The following is a 15,652-nucleotide window of genomic DNA, read 5'->3' as shown; positions in this document are numbered from 1 at the left end:
GTATGTCGACCGGCACAGATCTCGGGATACCCGCCCTGGGCGGCACGCAGGGAGTGCCGCGGCTGGCGGAGGACACCCCGAGGCAGACCAAGAAGGACTTCACCTCCGACCAGGAGGTGCGCTGGTGCCCTGGCTGCGGCGACTACGCCGTGCTCGCGGCGGTCCAGGGGTTCCTGCCCGACCTCGGGCTGAAGCGCGAGAACATCGTCTTCGTCTCCGGCATCGGCTGCTCCTCGCGCTTCCCCTACTACCTCGACACCTACGGCATGCACTCGATCCACGGTCGTGCCCCGGCGATTGCCACGGGCCTGGCGACCAGCCGGGAGGATCTGTCGGTCTGGGTGATCACCGGTGACGGCGACGCCCTGAGCATCGGCGGCAACCACCTGATCCACGCGATGCGCCGCAACGTCAACCTGACGATCCTGCTGTTCAACAACAAGATTTACGGGCTGACCAAGGGCCAGTACTCCCCGACCTCCGACGTGGGCTCGGTGACCAAGTCGACGCCGGTGGGCTCGGTGGACCACCCGTTCAACCCTGTCTCTCTCGCCCTCGGTGCCGAGGCCAGCTTCGTGGCGCGGACGATGGACTCCGACCGGGCGCACCTGACCACCGTGCTGCAGGCCGCCGCCGAGCACCGGGGCACCGCCCTGGTCGAGATCTACCAGAACTGCCCGATCTTCAATGACGGCGCCTTCCAGCTGCTGAAGGACCGCGACGAGAAGGAGGCCAGGGTGCTCAACCTGGTCCACGGCGAGCCGGTGCGCGCCGGCAACGACCACGTCGTGGTGCGACGCGCCGACGGCGCGCTCGCGGTCGTGGCCGAGAGCGAGGCGGAGCCCGGCTCGGTGCTGGTCCACGACGCGGGCGACGAGGACCCGTCGCTGGCCTTCGCCCTGTCCCGGCTCGACGACGGGTCGATGACGCACATCCCGATGGGCATCTTCCGCTCCGTCTCCCGGCCCACCTATGACGACCAGGTGCGGGCCCAGGTCGACGGAGCCCGGTCGAGCGCCGGAGGCCCCGCCGACGACGAGGACCTGGCTGCCCTGCTGCGCGGCCGCGACACCTGGACCGTGGCTTGAGCCGAGCCGCCGGGACCCCCGTCCCGGCCGGCGGGTCACCGGCGTCCCCGAGGTCGACAGCCTCCTCCGGCACCCCGATCTCTCCGACGACCCCGACTCCTGCCGGTGCCCCGACTCCCGGCGAGGCCCCGACTACCGCCGGTGCCCCGACGCCCGGCGAGGCCGCGGCGACCCGCCGCGGCACGGTCTACGGCTTCCTGGCCTATCTGCTGTGGGGCGCGTTCCCGCTCTACTTCGTGGCCCTCAAGCCGGCGGGCGCCCTGGAGATCCTGGCGCACCGGATCATCTGGTCGCTGGTGCTGTGTCTGCTGATCCTGGCGGTCACCCGGCGTGCCCGCTGGGTGATCGACATGTTCCGCGACGGGCGACAACTCGGCACCCTGGCGCTGGCCGGGCTGCTGATCGCGGTCAACTGGACGGTCTACATCGTGGCCGTCCTCAACGGGCGCGTCACCGAGGCGGCTCTCGGCTACTTCCTGAACCCGCTGGTCACGGTGGCGCTCGGCGTGCTCATCCTGCGTGAGCGCCTGCGCCCGGCCCAGTGGGTGGCCGTCTCGATCGGGCTGGCGGCGGCGGTCTACCTCACCGTCGACTACGGCGCACCCCCCTGGATCTCGCTGGTGCTGGCCTGCAGCTTCGCCTGCTACGGGCTGCTGAAGAAGCGGCTCGGGACCTCGTTGTCGGCGTTGCAGTCACTGACCGGTGAGACCGTGGTGCTGACCCCGTTCGCGATCGGGCTGCTGGTCTGGCTCGCGGCCATGGGCGAGCAGACCTTCACCGGCCATGGCACCGGCCACACGCTGTTGCTGGTCAGCGCCGGGGTCGCCACGACCGTCCCGCTCCTGCTGTTCGCCGCAGCCGCCAAGCGGGTCCCGCTGGTGACCATCGGCCTGCTGCAGTTCCTGACGCCCGTCCTCCAGCTGCTGGCCGGCGTGCTCGTCCTGGGCGAGGTGATGCCGAGCTCGCGATGGGTCGGGTTCGGGCTGGTCTGGGTGGCCCTCGTCGTGCTCTCGGTGGACTCCGTCGTGTCCTCTGGCCGGTCCCGTCGGCTGGCCCGCGCGGCCGAGGGAGCTGCGGTCTGAGCTCGGCGGGTCAGACCCCGCTCGGCGGGTCAGGCCCCGTCCGTCCCGTGGCTCCTGCCCGCTGTCGAGTGCTGGTCGGTTACGAGGAGCGCCCCGCAGACATCACCTGACCGGCCGAGCGAAGGAGGGCACGGGCTCCGGCCGCAGCGACCTCCTCGCCCTCGCTGACCTCCACCCCCAGCACCCGGCCGTTGACCCGGTGCACCACGATCCCCGGTCCGCCGCGGACGATGTAGGCCGTCCGGCCAGGGAGCCACCGCAGCCCGATGCCACCCCACTTCATCGGGTCCAGGTCGCGCGTCTCGACGCCCACGACGTCCTCGGCCGCGACCCGCAGCAGGTGGACCGGCAGGAGCGCAAGGGTGGAGCGGATCGCCAGGCCCCGTCGGTCGACCCGCACCTCGACGCGGGACCAGGCCAGCACGAACAGCGTCATCGCCACCGCGAACAGTGCCGTCGCCACCCCCAACCAGATGGAGCTCCACCAGGCCAGCACAGTGGTCACCGTGAGCACGACACCCACGAATACCGCGGTCCCGTTCAGCACGCTCGACGTGACGAGGGTCGCCCACGGCGCTCCGTCTCCTGCGCCGACCGGCACCACGCGGGAGCGCTCTGGCACGGTGTCGAGCACTGCCTGGCGGTCGACCGGGTCGGGGCGGTAAAGCAGGTAGGCGAGCCACGCCCAGAGCGGTCCGACGACGAAGGGGGCGAGCGCCCAGACGACGTGGACGTGCTCGGGCCCATCGGCCAGGTGTGTGCCCCACGCCGCTGCCGCGTAGGTCCCGGCAGCCGTGGCCGCGACGCCGGCGAGGATGGTAGTGAGCCAGCGGCTCAGCACCGCCGGGAGGAAGGCGGTCAGGAGGGTGAGCAGCGCGGCGCCGACCGCACAGAAGCCCGCGACCGACAGGGCGACGGCGAAGACACCCGCTCCGGTGCTGAACCCGTCCGGCAGGTCGCTGGTCCAGTGCGTGGGGACCCGCTCCGGCGCCTGCCAGAGGGTGGCACCCATCAGCAGGAGCAGGAACGGGAACATCGCCCAGATGCCGGCGATCACGCGGGTGGCACGCACAGAGGTCACCGGCACAGGCTAACCGGGCCCCCGGCATACCAACTCCAGACGCATTGTCCTCCGTGACGCCACGAGATGTCCGCCCGCTTGTGTGCGTCGACGGCCCCAATCCCCCGAAGGGCAACAATAAACGGCGCCGACGCACCAGGCCTCCACCCGGCCCCACACTCGCGGGACCTGACTCGCGGTCAGAACGGGGGGTCGTCGTCGTGCAGACTCCAGTGGCTGTAGCGCACAGGCCCAAAGGGGTCGGTGGTCGTGCCGTGGGTGTCGTCCTGCGCTGGGGTGGCGGGGTCCAGGGTGGTCAGGTCGATGGACTGGGAAAGGTCGATGCCCTCAAGCAGGGCGTGGTCCCCGTCGGCCTGGTCACCCTTCGTGTCGGTGCATGCCCGACCAGACGCCGTGCCGGTCGTGGTGGCGTCCTCGCCGCTGTCGTGGTGAGCCCGGCGCGCCGCCTGGACGGTGGCGGGATCGGGTCGCCAGACGCGTCGGCCGTTGGCGTCGCGGTGGGTCAGGGTGATGAGCTCCCACCCGTGGAACACGTCGTCAGAGTCGTCCCAGTCCGCGGGGCGTTCCAGCGGTGCACCCGGCGGGAGGTAGGACAGTGCCTGGTAGACGGCCAGGTCCAGGCGGTCGGCCCCGTCGCTGGTGGCTTCCTGCACCGGCACCACCCTGCCCTCGGCGCGGTCGGCGACATTCTCGTCGGCGGGACTGGCTGGGTCGGCAGGATTGGCTGGCTCGGCGGCACCGGTGAGCTGGGTCAGGCCAGTGGAGATGTCCGGACCCTCCGCGGCCGTGACGAAGCCGGTGGCGGCCGTTAGCAGCTTGGTGTACTGCGTGTGGTCATGGGCCTTGGTGGTGTAGATCCGCCTGAGGAGCGTGGTCCAGGTGACTTCGCGCTGAGCGTTGATCGTCGCGTCCCAAGCCTTCTTCGTCTTCAGGTCGTGATGCGGATCGTGCGCCGACTGGGCGTTCGCCTCACTGGTGTCCCCGCCGGCGGTGCCGTACTCCTGGACGTGGTCGATCTGGCACAACCACGCCGGGACCAGGCACCCCGCGGCTCGGCAGAAGACGTCGGCTGCCACGATCTGGGCACGTTGCGCGGCGGTGAACCGGTACCCCTTGGCCGACTTCTCCACGCACCGCCCGGTGACCGGGTCGGTCAGCAACCGATAGAGGCTCGAGCCCGGCGTCAGCAGCAGCTCCCACAGTTGACGGCTGTCCAGGAAGCAGGGATGACGCCCGATCACCTCACCCACGGCACTGGGATCGTGCCCAGCGCCGCTGGGATCGTGGTCGTTGAGATCGTGGTCGTTGGGATCGTGCCCGTCGCTGGGATCGCGCCCGTCGCTGGGATCGTGCCCGTCGGTGGGATCGTGCCGGTCGTTGGGATCGTGCCCGTCGCCGGGAGGGTCGGCTGTGCCGTCGCCCGGGCCTGGCCGGTCGCCACCCGTGCCCGGACGACAGCCAGGACTGTGTCCGGTGTCGTCGGGACTGGCGTTCGGCGTGAACGAGCCGAAGAGGGCTTCCAGGGGCAGGATGACCTGCAGGTCGGCAGTGGGTAGGGCGTACATCAGCTTGGTGAGCTGGTCGGACTGTTCCACGGTGAGGGTGGCCTGGTCATCACCGATGCCGGAGAAGTCCAGGGTTCCGTGCAGCAACAGCGACATCGCGACCGCGGCCCGTAGCTCGCGCAGAGTTCGCTTGTCCCCCGCCTTGCGGGCTCCACGTGCGGCCCGCTCGATCCGGTCGGCGACGGCAGCGGCGTGGGCCGCGCGGGTGCCGATGAGCACCTCGGCGGTGCCGTCCCCATCGATCCTGACCCGGACGTCTGCGGCGTGCCGAGCCCGGTCCCGGGTCTTCCTGGCCGCCTCGGGGTCGCGGTTCTTGACCTTGTGGACCTCTCGGTCGAGGGCGCGGTAGAACTCTTTGGCCCGCCACGGGTCACCGGTGAACTCCCCCTGCCGAGTGGTCCGCTCGGTGACCGCCGACTGCGGGTCATCCCCGAACAGGCCGTGAGCGATCGCCGCGCTGTCCTCATGGTCCAGCCCCGAGGCGGCGCGGTAGAAGGACCGCACCAACGGCCAGGACGCCTCGCCCCTGGCCAGTCCCTGGTGGACCGGGCCACGCACCGCCGCCGGAGCGTTGGCCATTGCTACCAGGGTGGTCACATCACCAGCTCCCCACCCGGTCGCGGCCTCGATCTCGTGCCTGGTCAACCGTCGCGCCGTGGCAACCAACTGTGCCCGGGCTGTCTTGGACAGCTCGTCCGGATCTGATTTGCCCTGGTCGAGAAGTGCCAGCACCCCCAGCCGCTCGGTCAGCTGCCGGGTGGCGGCCAGCCGCACCCCGTCCAACCGGCACCCGAACCCGGTCACCACCTCCACGACCGACAGCAACTCCTGTGCCCGGGTCCTGACGGCCGGTGCGTCAGACACCGGCGCCAATGCCTTCGGTGCCGAGCCCGACGGCTGGCCCCAGGCATCCACCGCATCCACCCCATCCACGGCAGCACACGCCAGCGCCACCTGAGTCAGGTCCTCCACCAGCTCCGGCGAGACCCCCACTCCCGCCAACGCCGCCCGCAACCGAACTTCCCCCTCGGCAGAGGACGACAAGGAGGACGAAGGCGCGGAGTTCGAAGGCGAGGAGTTCGAAGGCGAGGAGGACGAGGGCGAGGAGGACGAGGGCGAGGAGGACGAGGGCGAGGAGGACGAGGGCGAGGAGGACGGTCGTGGCGCCCCGCCTCCATCGACAGACGACTCGGGGGCCCCGGGCGTCAGGCTCGGCCCCTCGACAAGGACGTGCACCCCCGGTCGGGGGCGGCACAGCCGGAACCCGATCCGCCGCTGCCGCTCTGCCCGCAGCCGCGATGGCCGGCACTCACCCGTCGCCGCAGCCAGCTGCAGCTCGACGTGCCTCTCCAGCACCTCCACGGCACCACACCCCCTTCCGTCTCCGAAGTCTCCTCGCCAACTACTGCCCACGCTAGAACAGACCACTGACAGTGGTCTGACCAGCAAGAACACCGAGCTGGGTCTGCGGTCGCGGGCAGCCGGGGACTACGTGGAGCGGAGGGCTACTCCGTCGACCAGGACGCGCAGCGCCTGCACCGCGGGGCCCTCGCCCAGCGGAGCCAGGGTGGCGCGGGCTTCGTCAGCGACACGGAGGGTGTGGGCCCGGGCCGCGTCCATGGCCGGGTGGGCGCGGAGCAGCCCGAGGGCCTCCTGCAGGTCCGCCTCGTCGGCGATGGGTCCGCTCAGGAGTTGCTTGAGCCGGTCGTCGGCCGGGTCGGTCGAACTCCGCGCGATCAGGACCGGCAGGGTGGCCTTGCCCTCCCGCAGATCCGTGCCCGGCGTCTTGCCGGAGTCCTCGGAGTCCGAGGCGATGTCCAGCAGATCGTCCGCGAGCTGGAAGACCATGCCGACCTTCTCGCCATACTCCGTGAGCAGGATGACCGTGTCGGCGTCGCACCCGGCGAACATCGCACCGTAGCGCGAGGCGGTCGCGATGAGCGCCCCCGTCTTGTCGGCCAGCACGCCGAGGTAGTGGTCGACCGGCTCGACGTCCGGAGGGACCGGGCGGTCGTCCCGAATCTGACCGGCGCACAGGCGCACGAAGGTGTCCGCCTGGATGCCGACCGCCTCGGCCCCGAGCCGGGAGATCACCTTGGAAGCAGTGCCGAACAGCAGGTCACCCACGAGGATCGCGGTCGAGTTGTCGAAGGCGACGTTGGCGCTGGGGACCCCGCGGCGGAGCTCGGCGACGTCCATGACGTCGTCGTGGTAGAGCGAGGCCAGGTGGGTCAGCTCGACGCCGACGGCTGCGTCCACCACCTCCGGGGCCAGCGGCTGGTCCGGGGAGGTGCGACCGACCTCGGCGGCCAGCAGCGTGAGTAGGGGCCGGAACCGCTTGCCCCCGGCGTCGCTCAGGTAGCGGGCGGCTCCGGCGATGAACTCGTCGTCGTGGTCCACGACCTCCTCCAGCCGGCGCTGGACCGCGTCAAGGCCCGCGAGCAGGCGGTCGTTGAGGGCGGGGTCAACCCCCGGGACGACCTGGGGGGCCACGTCCTGCCCGGTCACCGCAGGAAGTGCGCGGCGTTGGCCGCCAGGTCGAGCAGCGGGGCCGGAGCGATCCCCAGGCCGAGCGTGATCAGGACGCCGGAGACCACGGCGAAGGTGGTCAGCGCGGACGGGGTCACCACGACGGTGTCGTTCTTGCGGTCACCGAAGTAGAGCGTCACGATCAGCTTGAAGTAGATGTAGGCCGTGACCGCGCTCGCCAGGACACCGATCACCGCGAGCCAGGCATAGTCGTTGGCGATCGCCGCCGCGAACACCGCGAACTTGCCGGTGAACCCGGAGGTCAGCGGGATGCCCGCGAAGGCCAGCAGCAGGAAGGAGAACGCCGCGGCCATCCACGGAGCGCGCTGGCCCAGGCCCGCCCACTGGCTGATGTGGGTCGCCTCGCTGCCGGCCGATCGAACCAGGGCAACGAGCGCGAAGGCCGGGATCGTCATGAAGCCGTAGGCCATGAGGTAGAACATGGTGCTCGACGCCCCGACCTGCTGCATCGCGATCAGGCCCGTCAGGACGAAGCCCGCGTGGGCGATCGAGGAGTAGGCCAGGATCCGCTTGACGTCGGTCTGCACGATCGTCAGGACGGCACCCACCACCATCGTGACGGCGGCGACCGCGGCCAGGACCGGCTGCCAGTCCAGCCGGGCCGCCTCCACCCCGACGTAGAGGAGCCGCAGCATCGCGCCGAACGCGGCGACCTTGGTGCAGGCCGCCATGAAGCCGGTGACCGTGGTGGGTGCACCCTGGTAGACGTCCGGGACCCAGGAGTGGAACGGCACGGCTCCGACCTTGAAGAGCAGACCGACGGCCAGCAGCAGTATGCCGGGCACGAGCAGCCCGTCCATCACCGTCTGGGTGCCGATCGCCTCGGCGATCACGTCCAGTCGCATCGAGCCGGCGTAGCCGTAGAGCAGCACGGCACCGAACAGGAAGAAGGCCGAGGAGAAGGCACCGAGCAGGAAGTACTTGAGCGACGCCTCCTGCGACAGCAGTCGGCGGCGCCGGGCCAGGCCCGACAGCACGTACAACGGCAGGGAGAGGACCTCCAGTGCGATGAACATCAGCAGCAGGTCGTTGGACGCCGGGAACAGCATCATCCCGCCGACGGACAGCAGGGTGAGGGGGTAGACCTCGGTCGTGGTGCCGCCGAGCCGCACGGCGTCGGCTTCCTCCACGGAGCCAGGCACAGAGACACCGGCCTGGGTGAAGGCGTCCGGGTTCGTGCCGCCGAGCCGCTCGCTCATGGCGAGCAGGCCGATGATGGACAGCATGAGCACCAGGCCCTGGATCAGCAGGGTCGGGCCGTCGATGGTGACCGCGCCGGCCGCGGTGATGCCCTGGTTGTCGCGGGCCACCCAGACGACCGCGACCAGTGCCGCGACCAGGGTCACGATGCTGAGCCACAGCTGGGCGTTCGGGCGCCGCGAGCGGTGCAGGAAGCCTTCCAGCAGACAGCCGATCAGGCCGCCGGCGAAGACGATGATCAGCGGCAGGATCGCCAGGTAGTCGATCTCGGGGACGTCGAACATCAGCCCTCACTCCCCTCGGCCGAGATGGTGGGCGCCGGGTCGGTGACGCCGACGTGCTGCAGGGTGGTGGTCACCGCGGGCTCCAACAGATCGAGAACGGGCTTGGGGTAGAAACCGAGCACCAGGAAGGCCGCGATGAGCGGGGCGATGACGAACTTCTCCCGCACCGACATGTCGTGGGTGCGCGCCGCCACCTCCTCGGGCTTCGGACCGGTCGCGATCTTCTGGTACCAGAGCAGGATGTAGAGGGCCGCCAGGATGACACCCGTGGCACCGACGATCGCGAAGACCGGGTAGCGCTGGAAGGTGCCAACGATCACCATGAACTCGGACACGAACGCGTTGAGTCCGGGCAGCGACAGCGCGGAGAGGCCAGAGAGCAGCAGCGTCCCCGCGATCAGCGGGGTGACCCGCTGCCAGCCGCCGTAGTCGGCGATCAGACGGGAGCCTCTGCGGGCCACGAGCATGCCGGCCACGAGGAACAGTGCCGCCGTGGTGAAGCCGTGGTTGACCATGTAGAGCGTCGACCCGGTCTGGCTCACGGTCGTCATCGCGAAGATGCCCATCACGATGAAGCCGAAGTGGCTGATCGAGGTGAAGGCGATCAGGCGCATCATGTCCTTCTGCCCGATCGCCAGCAGGGCGCCGTAGATGATCGAGACGACGGCCAGCACGAGCACCACCGGCGTCGCCCAGCGACTCGCCTCGGGGAACATCTGCAGGCAGAAGCGCAGCATCCCGAAGGTGCCGACCTTGTCCAGGACACCCACGAGGAGCACCGCGGTCGCCGGTCGCGCCTCGGTGGCGGCGTGCGGCAACCAGGTGTGGACGGGGAACATCGGTGCCTTGATCGCGAAGGCGATGAAGAAGCCGAGGAAGAGCAGCTTCTCGGTGACACCACCGATCTCCAGACCGGTCAGGTTCGCCAGCAGGAACCCGTCGGTCCCGCCCGGCCCCTCGGCATACAGGGCGATGACGGCCACCAGCATGATCAGCCCGCCGAGCAGCGAGTAGAGCAGGAACTTGGTCGCTGCCCGGGCCCGGTCCGGTCCGCCGTACTGACCGATCAGGAAGTAGACCGGGACCAGCATGGCCTCGAAGAAGACGTAGAAGAGGAAGACGTCTGTGGCCGCGAAGACCCCGATCATCATCGCCTCGAGCAGCAGCATCCACGCGACGTAGCCCTGCAGCCGGCGGGTGCCGTCGGCGGGCACGTCGTTCCAGGCGGCCACCAGACAGACGGGCACCAGGATCACGCTGAGCAGGATCATCGACAGGGCGATCCCGTCGACACCGAGAGCGAAGCTCACCCCGAACTGCGGGATCCAGCTGTAGACCTCGGTCAGCTGCAGCTCGCCGCCGCTGCCGACGGTGAATTGGAGCGCGGCCAGGACTGCCAGCACCAGGGTGAGCAGCGAGACGCCGAGGGCGAACTCGCGGGCACGGGCGAAGCCGCGCGGCATCAGGACCAGCGCGAGGGCGCCGAGCGCCGGCACCGCGAGCAGGATCGACAACCAGGGCACGTCGGACATCACTGAATCACCCACACAGCACCGAGGATGGCGACGATGCCGGCCAGCATCGTCAGGGCATAGGTGCGGACGAAGCCGTTCTGGGCTCTCCGCACGACGTCGGCCACACCGGCCAGGCCGCGGCTGGTGCCGCCGACCAGCCCGCCGTCGATCACGTCGTCGTCGGCGACCTCAAGGCCAGCCACCAGGCTGGCACCGGGGCGCCGGAGGAAGTTCTCGTTGAACTCATCCTGGAACAGGTCCTGGCGGGCGGCCCGGGTCGCGAAGGACCCGACCGGCGCCACGACCGGCACCTCGTCCCGTCCGTAGCGCAGCCAGGCGATGGCCCCGCCGATGATGACCAGGACGAGCGTCAGGCCCATGATTACCGGCACGGACAGGACCGGCTCGTGGTGCTCGACGTGTCCGGTCACCGGCTCCAGCCAGGAGGCGAAGGTGCCTCTCCAGCTGAGGATGAAGCCGAGGGCGACCGAGCCGACGGCCAGCACGATCATCGGCACGGTCATCGTCAGCGGTGACTCGTGCGGGTCCACGTCGTCCTCCCACCGCGCCTTGCCGTGGAAGGTCATGAAGAACAGGCGCGACATGTAGAACGCGGTGATCCCGGCACCGATGAGGGCGACGAGGCCGAAGACCCATGCCTGCCACGCGCCGTTGCCCTGGTCGACGAAGGCGGACTCGATGATCTTGTCCTTGGACCAGAAGCCCGCGAACGGCGGCACCCCCAGGATGGCCAGCCAGCCGGCCATGAAGGTCAGCCAGGTGATCTTCATCATCCCGGACAGGCCACCGAAGCGGCGCATGTCGACCCGGTCGGCCATGCCGTGCATGACCGAGCCGGCGCCGAGGAACATGCCGGCCTTGAAGAAGCCGTGGGTGATCAGGTGGAAGATCGCGAAGGCGTAGCCGATCGGTCCGAGCCCTGCGGCCAGCATCATGTAGCCGATCTGGCTCATGGTCGAGGCCGCGAGGGCCTTCTTGATGTCGTCCTTGGCGCAGCCGACGATGGCGCCGTAGAGCAGCGTGATCGCGCCGACGACAGCCACCGCGAGGCGGGCCTCGGGTGTGAGGTCGAAGATCGCTTGGCTGCGGACCACGAGGTAGACACCTGCGGTGACCATGGTCGCCGCGTGGATGAGCGCCGAGACCGGGGTCGGGCCGGCCATGGCGTCACCGAGCCAGCTCTGGAGCGGGAACTGGGCGGACTTGCCGCAGGCGCCGAGCAGGAGGAGCAGCCCGATGATGGTCAGGATCGTGGTGCTCGCCGAGCCGGCGCTGCCGTGCACCGTCGCGAAGTCCAGCCCGCCGAAGGTGGCCAGCATGTAGGCCATCGCGATGATCAGGGCGAAGTCACCGATGCGGTTGACCACGAACGCCTTGTTGGCGGCGCTGGCGTAGGCCGGGTTGTGGTTCCAGAACCCGATCAGCAGGTAGGAGGCCAGACCGACGCCCTCCCACCCGACGAACAGCAGAAGGTAGGAGTCGGCGAGCACCAGGATCAGCATCGCCGCGACGAAGAGGTTCAGGTAGGCGAAGAACCGGCGCTTGTCGGGGTCGTGCTCCATGTAGCCCAGGGAGTAGACGTGGATCAGCGAGCCGACGAAGGTGATCAGCAGCACGAACGCCATCGAGAGCGGGTCGATGAGCAGCCCCGCGTGAACCGACAGGTCGCCCGCGGTGACCCAGTCCCAGAGCGGGACCGACATCGCCCTCTCGTCCTCGGCCAGGCCGGACAGCTGGAGCACGATCAGCGCCCCCACCACGAAGCTGCCCCAGGAGAGCAGGGTCGCCAGCAGCGGACCGAAGGAGTCGGTGGCGCGACCGCCGATCAGGAGCAGCGCCGCTCCGAGCAGGGGCAGGGCGATCAGCAGCCAGGCCAGGGCGGAGGTCCCCGTGGCCTCCACGGCCCGGACCGCGCTGGGGTCGGCGAGCGCTAGGCCGACCGATGTCTCGAGTACAGACACGCAGCTCGCTCCTTACAGCTTCAGCAGGTTGGCGTCGTCGACCGAGGCCGAGCGGCGCGCCCGATAGATGGACATGATGATGGCGAGTCCCACGACCACCTCGGCCGCGGCGACCACCATGACGAACAGGACGTACACCTGGCCGTCGAGGGAGCCGTGCATCCGGGCGAAGGTGATCAGCGCGAGGTTGCAGGCGTTGAGCATCAGCTCGACACCCATGAAGACGATGATCGTGTTGCGGCGCAGCAGGACGACCAGGGCGCCGATCGCGAAGAGCAGCGTGGCCAGGTAGATGTAGGCGGTCAGGTTCATGCCTGGTCCCCCCGCCGGGTGCTGGGCGGGGCGGTGTCCGCCGCCTCGGCGTCAGGTGGGGTCCCGGCCGGGTCCACGCCCCGGTAGGGCACGGGCACGGTCTGGCCGCGGGCGACCAGGGTCCGCGGCACGGAGACGTCGGCGGGAGTCCCGTCGGGCAGGAGCGCCGGGACGTCGGACGCGTTGTGGCGGGCGTAGACGCCCGGGGCGGGCTTGCCGGCCACGAAGGTGTTGCGCCGGACCCGGTCAGCTGCCAGCACGCGCTGGGTGGCGCGCGGCACCAGCCGCTCCCGGTGTGCGAGCACCATCGCGCCCATGACCGCGATGACCAGGAGCGAGCCGAGCACCTCGAAGCTGATCACCTGACGGCTGAAGATCTCGCGGGCCAGGGCGGTGACCGTGCCCTCGGCCTGCGCGCCCCCCAGTCCGACCGGCTCGGGGAAGGTGACGCGGGCCACGCCGTACATCGCGACGCCACCGAAGAGCAGCACCAGGATCCAGCCCCAGGCGCGCTGTCCGGAGATCGTCTCGATCGGGGAGATGGAGGACTCGGTGCCGACCGTCATGATGACGAACAGGAAAAGCATCATCACGGCGCCGGAGTAGACGAAGATCTGGATGATCCCGACGAACTCGGCGTACTGCGCGATGTAGAAGATGCCCAGGCCGACCATGACCAGGGCCATCGCCATCGCTGCGTGCACCGCCTTGCGGGCGAACAGCAGCCCGAGGGCCCCCAGGACGCAGGTCGGTCCGAGCACCCAGAAGAGCAGGGCCTCACCACCGCTCACCGGGTCACCTCCTCGTTGTCGTGCTCCTGCTCCGCCTCGGCGGCGCGCTGGGCCGCCTTGTCGCGGGCGAAGACGTAGTCGCGCTGGGCGCGGGTCGGCGCAGTGACCGTGCCGCGGTAGTAGTCGCGCTCGCTCGCGCCCTCGGCCATCGGGAACGGCGGGGGCAGCTGGCCGTCCCGCAGCGGGGCGATCAGCTGGTGCTTCTCATAGATCAGGGGTGCCCGCTCCTCGTCGGCGAGCTCGTACTCGTTCGTCATGGTCAGCGCGCGCGTGGGGCACGCCTCGATGCACAGGCCGCAGAAGATGCAGCGGAGGTAGTTGATCTGGTAGACGCGGCCGTAGCGCTCCCCGGGGGAGAAGCGTGCCTCGTCGGTGTTGTCGGCTCCCTCGACGTAGATGGCGTCGGCCGGGCAGGCCCACGCGCACAGCTCGCAGCCGACGCACTTCTCCAGGCCGTCCGGGTGCCGGTTGAGCTGGTGGCGCCCGTGGAACCGGGCCGCGGTGGGACGCGGCTTCTCGGGGTACTCCTCGGTGTAGACCTTGCGGAACATCGTGCCGAAGGAGACGCCGAAGCCGGCGACGGGAGCGAACAGCTCCTCGAGGAAGCCGGGCTTCTCCCGGGTGCCGTCGGGCCGGGTGACCAGCGCCGGTGCCTTCTCCTCCTCGGGGAGCCTGGCCACCTCGGTGCCGGGCTCGGCCTCCGGCGTCGTGTCGGCACCCCGGGAGTGCTTGGGTTGCTTGCGCTCAGTCACGGGTGTCCTCCCCGGTCGTGTGGCCTGTGGTCTCGTCCGTATCCTCGCGGTCCGCGACGGCGGTCGTGGTGGTGGTCGTCGTGCTCCCGGCCTCGGTCGCTCCGGCGTCACCGGCGCCCGTGTCACCGGACAACGGTTGGGCCGGGGCGACGGCACGCTGCCTGGGCGCCGGCTCCCGCAGGGTCTGGCCGGGCATGGGCGGGACCGGGAAGCCACCGGCGAACGGGTCGACCTCAGCGGGGGGTCGCCGGTCCTCCTGTCGCTGGGCCTCCCTCTTCTCCAGCCGCGACATCAGCAGCATGATGCCGCCGACGACGCCGACGATGATCAGCGCCGTGGTGATGATGACCGGCAGGCGGCCCTCACCGAAGTAGCCGATGCTCGGGTCGGCGGCCCGCATCAGCATCACCGCGATCACCCAGATCAGGGACAACGGGATGAGCACCTTCCACCCGAACTTCATGAACTGGTCGTAGCGGACGCGCGGCAGCGACCCGCGCAGCCAGACGTAGAAGAAGATGAACAGCCACATCTTGGCCGTGAACCAGAGCAGACCCCACCAGCCCTCGTTGAACATGCCGTCGTTGATGGCGCCGATCGGCCAGGGTGCGTTGTAGCCCCCGAGGAAGAGGGTGGTGGCCAGGGCCGAGACGGTGAACATGTTGATGTACTCACCGAGGAAGAACATGCCGAACTTCATCGAGGAGTACTCGGTGTGGAAGCCACCACCCAGCTCGCCCTCGCCCTCCGCGAGGTCGAACGGCAGCCGGTTGGTCTCGCCCACCATCGTGATGATGTAGACGATGAAGGAGAAGAACAGCGGGAACACGAACCACCAGCGGTCCTGCGCCGCGACGATCTCACTGGTGGACATCGACCCGGCGTAGAGGAAGACCGCGACCAGGGACAGGCCCATGGCGATCTCGTAGGAGACCACCTGCGCGGTCGAGCGCAGGCCGCCCAGCAGGGGGTAGGTCGAGCCTGAGGACCAGCCAGCCAGCACGAAGCCGTAGGCGCCGACGCCGGCGACGGCCAGCACCAGCAGCGTGGCGACCGGCATGTCGGTCAGCTGCAGGGGGGTGGTGTGCCCGAACATCGACACCTCGCCACCCATCGGGATGATGCCGAAGGAGACGAACGCCAGCGAGCCGACCATCAGCGGGGCGATGATGAACATCACCTTGTCGGCGTTCTTGGGGGTGACGTCCTCCTTCATGATCAGCTTGAGCCCGTCGGCCAGGGTCTGCAGCACACCGAACGGACCGAACCGGTTGGGTCCGGGACGCTGCTGCATCCGGCCGATGATGCGGCGCTCGGCCCAGATCACGACCAGGACCGAGAGCAGCAGGTAGACGAAGATGCCGACGGCCTTGATCAGCGACAGCCACCACGGGGTGTCACTGAAGTCGGCCCGCGGGCCGTCCGCCATCGGCAGGGGCACCGCCGCGAGC

General features: G+C 69.8%; 12 protein-coding genes. 2 read left to right on the top strand and 10 right to left on the bottom strand.

Annotated features, from left to right (window positions below):
* Positions 1-2: 2 nt before the first annotated feature.
* A complete protein-coding gene (locus tag MWU75_RS01860; protein ID WP_247087858.1) occupies positions 3-1,088 on the top strand; it encodes a 2-oxoacid:ferredoxin oxidoreductase subunit beta in 1,086 nt (361 codons plus the stop codon).
* Positions 1,085-2,170 (top strand): EamA family transporter RarD, encoded by a 1,086-nt coding sequence (rarD, locus tag MWU75_RS01855; RefSeq protein WP_247087857.1) that lies wholly within the window; start codon positions 1,085-1,087, stop codon positions 2,168-2,170. The genes MWU75_RS01860 and rarD overlap by 4 nt, the downstream gene beginning before the upstream one ends.
* 79 nt (positions 2,171-2,249) lie before the next feature.
* On the opposite strand, the gene MWU75_RS01850 is transcribed toward rarD, so the two are convergent.
* The 10 genes from MWU75_RS01850 to nuoH form a co-directional block, all read right to left on the bottom strand.
* Positions 2,250-3,251: a hypothetical protein gene (locus MWU75_RS01850; RefSeq protein ID WP_247087856.1), complete on the bottom strand. Its 1,002-nt coding sequence runs from the start codon at positions 3,249-3,251 to the stop codon at positions 2,250-2,252.
* 179 nt (positions 3,252-3,430) lie between these two features.
* The gene (locus MWU75_RS01845) at positions 3,431-5,680 is read right to left on the bottom strand and encodes a hypothetical protein (protein WP_247087855.1); all 2,250 of its coding nucleotides are present in this window, start codon (positions 5,678-5,680) and stop codon (positions 3,431-3,433) included.
* 624 nt (positions 5,681-6,304) lie between these two features.
* Positions 6,305-7,324, bottom strand: a complete 1,020-nt coding sequence (locus MWU75_RS01840; protein ID WP_247087854.1) for a polyprenyl synthetase family protein — start codon at positions 7,322-7,324, stop codon at positions 6,305-6,307.
* A complete protein-coding gene (gene nuoN, locus MWU75_RS01835; protein WP_247087853.1) occupies positions 7,321-8,850 on the bottom strand; it encodes an NADH-quinone oxidoreductase subunit NuoN in 1,530 nt (509 codons plus the stop codon). The genes MWU75_RS01840 and nuoN overlap by 4 nt, the downstream gene beginning before the upstream one ends.
* Positions 8,850-10,382 (bottom strand): NADH-quinone oxidoreductase subunit M, encoded by a 1,533-nt coding sequence (locus MWU75_RS01830; RefSeq protein ID WP_247087852.1) that lies wholly within the window; start codon positions 10,380-10,382, stop codon positions 8,850-8,852. Before MWU75_RS01830 ends, nuoN begins: the two co-directional genes overlap by 1 nt.
* On the bottom strand, positions 10,382-12,286 hold the full coding sequence (gene nuoL, locus MWU75_RS01825) for an NADH-quinone oxidoreductase subunit L (protein WP_247088119.1): 1,905 nt from the start codon (positions 12,284-12,286) through the stop codon (positions 10,382-10,384). Before nuoL ends, MWU75_RS01830 begins: the two co-directional genes overlap by 1 nt.
* Positions 12,287-12,358: 72 nt before the next feature.
* Positions 12,359-12,658, bottom strand: a complete 300-nt coding sequence (nuoK, locus tag MWU75_RS01820; protein ID WP_247087851.1) for an NADH-quinone oxidoreductase subunit NuoK — start codon at positions 12,656-12,658, stop codon at positions 12,359-12,361.
* On the bottom strand, positions 12,655-13,449 hold the full coding sequence (locus MWU75_RS01815; RefSeq protein ID WP_247087850.1) for an NADH-quinone oxidoreductase subunit J: 795 nt from the start codon (positions 13,447-13,449) through the stop codon (positions 12,655-12,657). The genes nuoK and MWU75_RS01815 overlap by 4 nt, the downstream gene beginning before the upstream one ends.
* Positions 13,446-14,093, bottom strand: coding sequence for an NADH-quinone oxidoreductase subunit NuoI (nuoI, locus tag MWU75_RS01810; protein ID WP_247088118.1), 648 nt, complete (start codon positions 14,091-14,093; stop codon positions 13,446-13,448). Before nuoI ends, MWU75_RS01815 begins: the two co-directional genes overlap by 4 nt.
* A 100-nt stretch (positions 14,094-14,193) precedes the next feature.
* Complete coding sequence (nuoH, locus tag MWU75_RS01805; protein ID WP_247088117.1) at positions 14,194-15,630, bottom strand: NADH-quinone oxidoreductase subunit NuoH; 1,437 nt, start codon at positions 15,628-15,630, stop codon at positions 14,194-14,196.
* Positions 15,631-15,652 lie beyond the last annotated feature (22 nt).

It is taken from the genome of Ornithinimicrobium sp. F0845, from assembly GCF_023015765.1.
Lineage (GTDB): Bacteria > Actinomycetota > Actinomycetes > Actinomycetales > Dermatophilaceae > Ornithinicoccus.
Note: the sequence above shows the minus strand (reverse complement) of the source record. Positions and strands in the feature narration are given on the sequence as shown.

Coding starts and splice junctions, on each gene's coding strand:
- nuoH (WP_247088117.1), bottom strand. CDS start 15,630: ATGGCGGACGGCCCGCGGGCCGACTTCAGTGACACCCCGTGGTGGCTG.
- nuoN (WP_247087853.1), bottom strand. CDS start 8,850: ATGTTCGACGTCCCCGAGATCGACTACCTGGCGATCCTGCCGCTGATC.
- MWU75_RS01860 (WP_247087858.1), top strand. CDS start 3: ATGTCGACCGGCACAGATCTCGGGATACCCGCCCTGGGCGGCACGCAG.
- nuoK (WP_247087851.1), bottom strand. CDS start 12,658: ATGAACCTGACCGCCTACATCTACCTGGCCACGCTGCTCTTCGCGATC.
- MWU75_RS01830 (WP_247087852.1), bottom strand. CDS start 10,382: ATGTCCGACGTGCCCTGGTTGTCGATCCTGCTCGCGGTGCCGGCGCTC.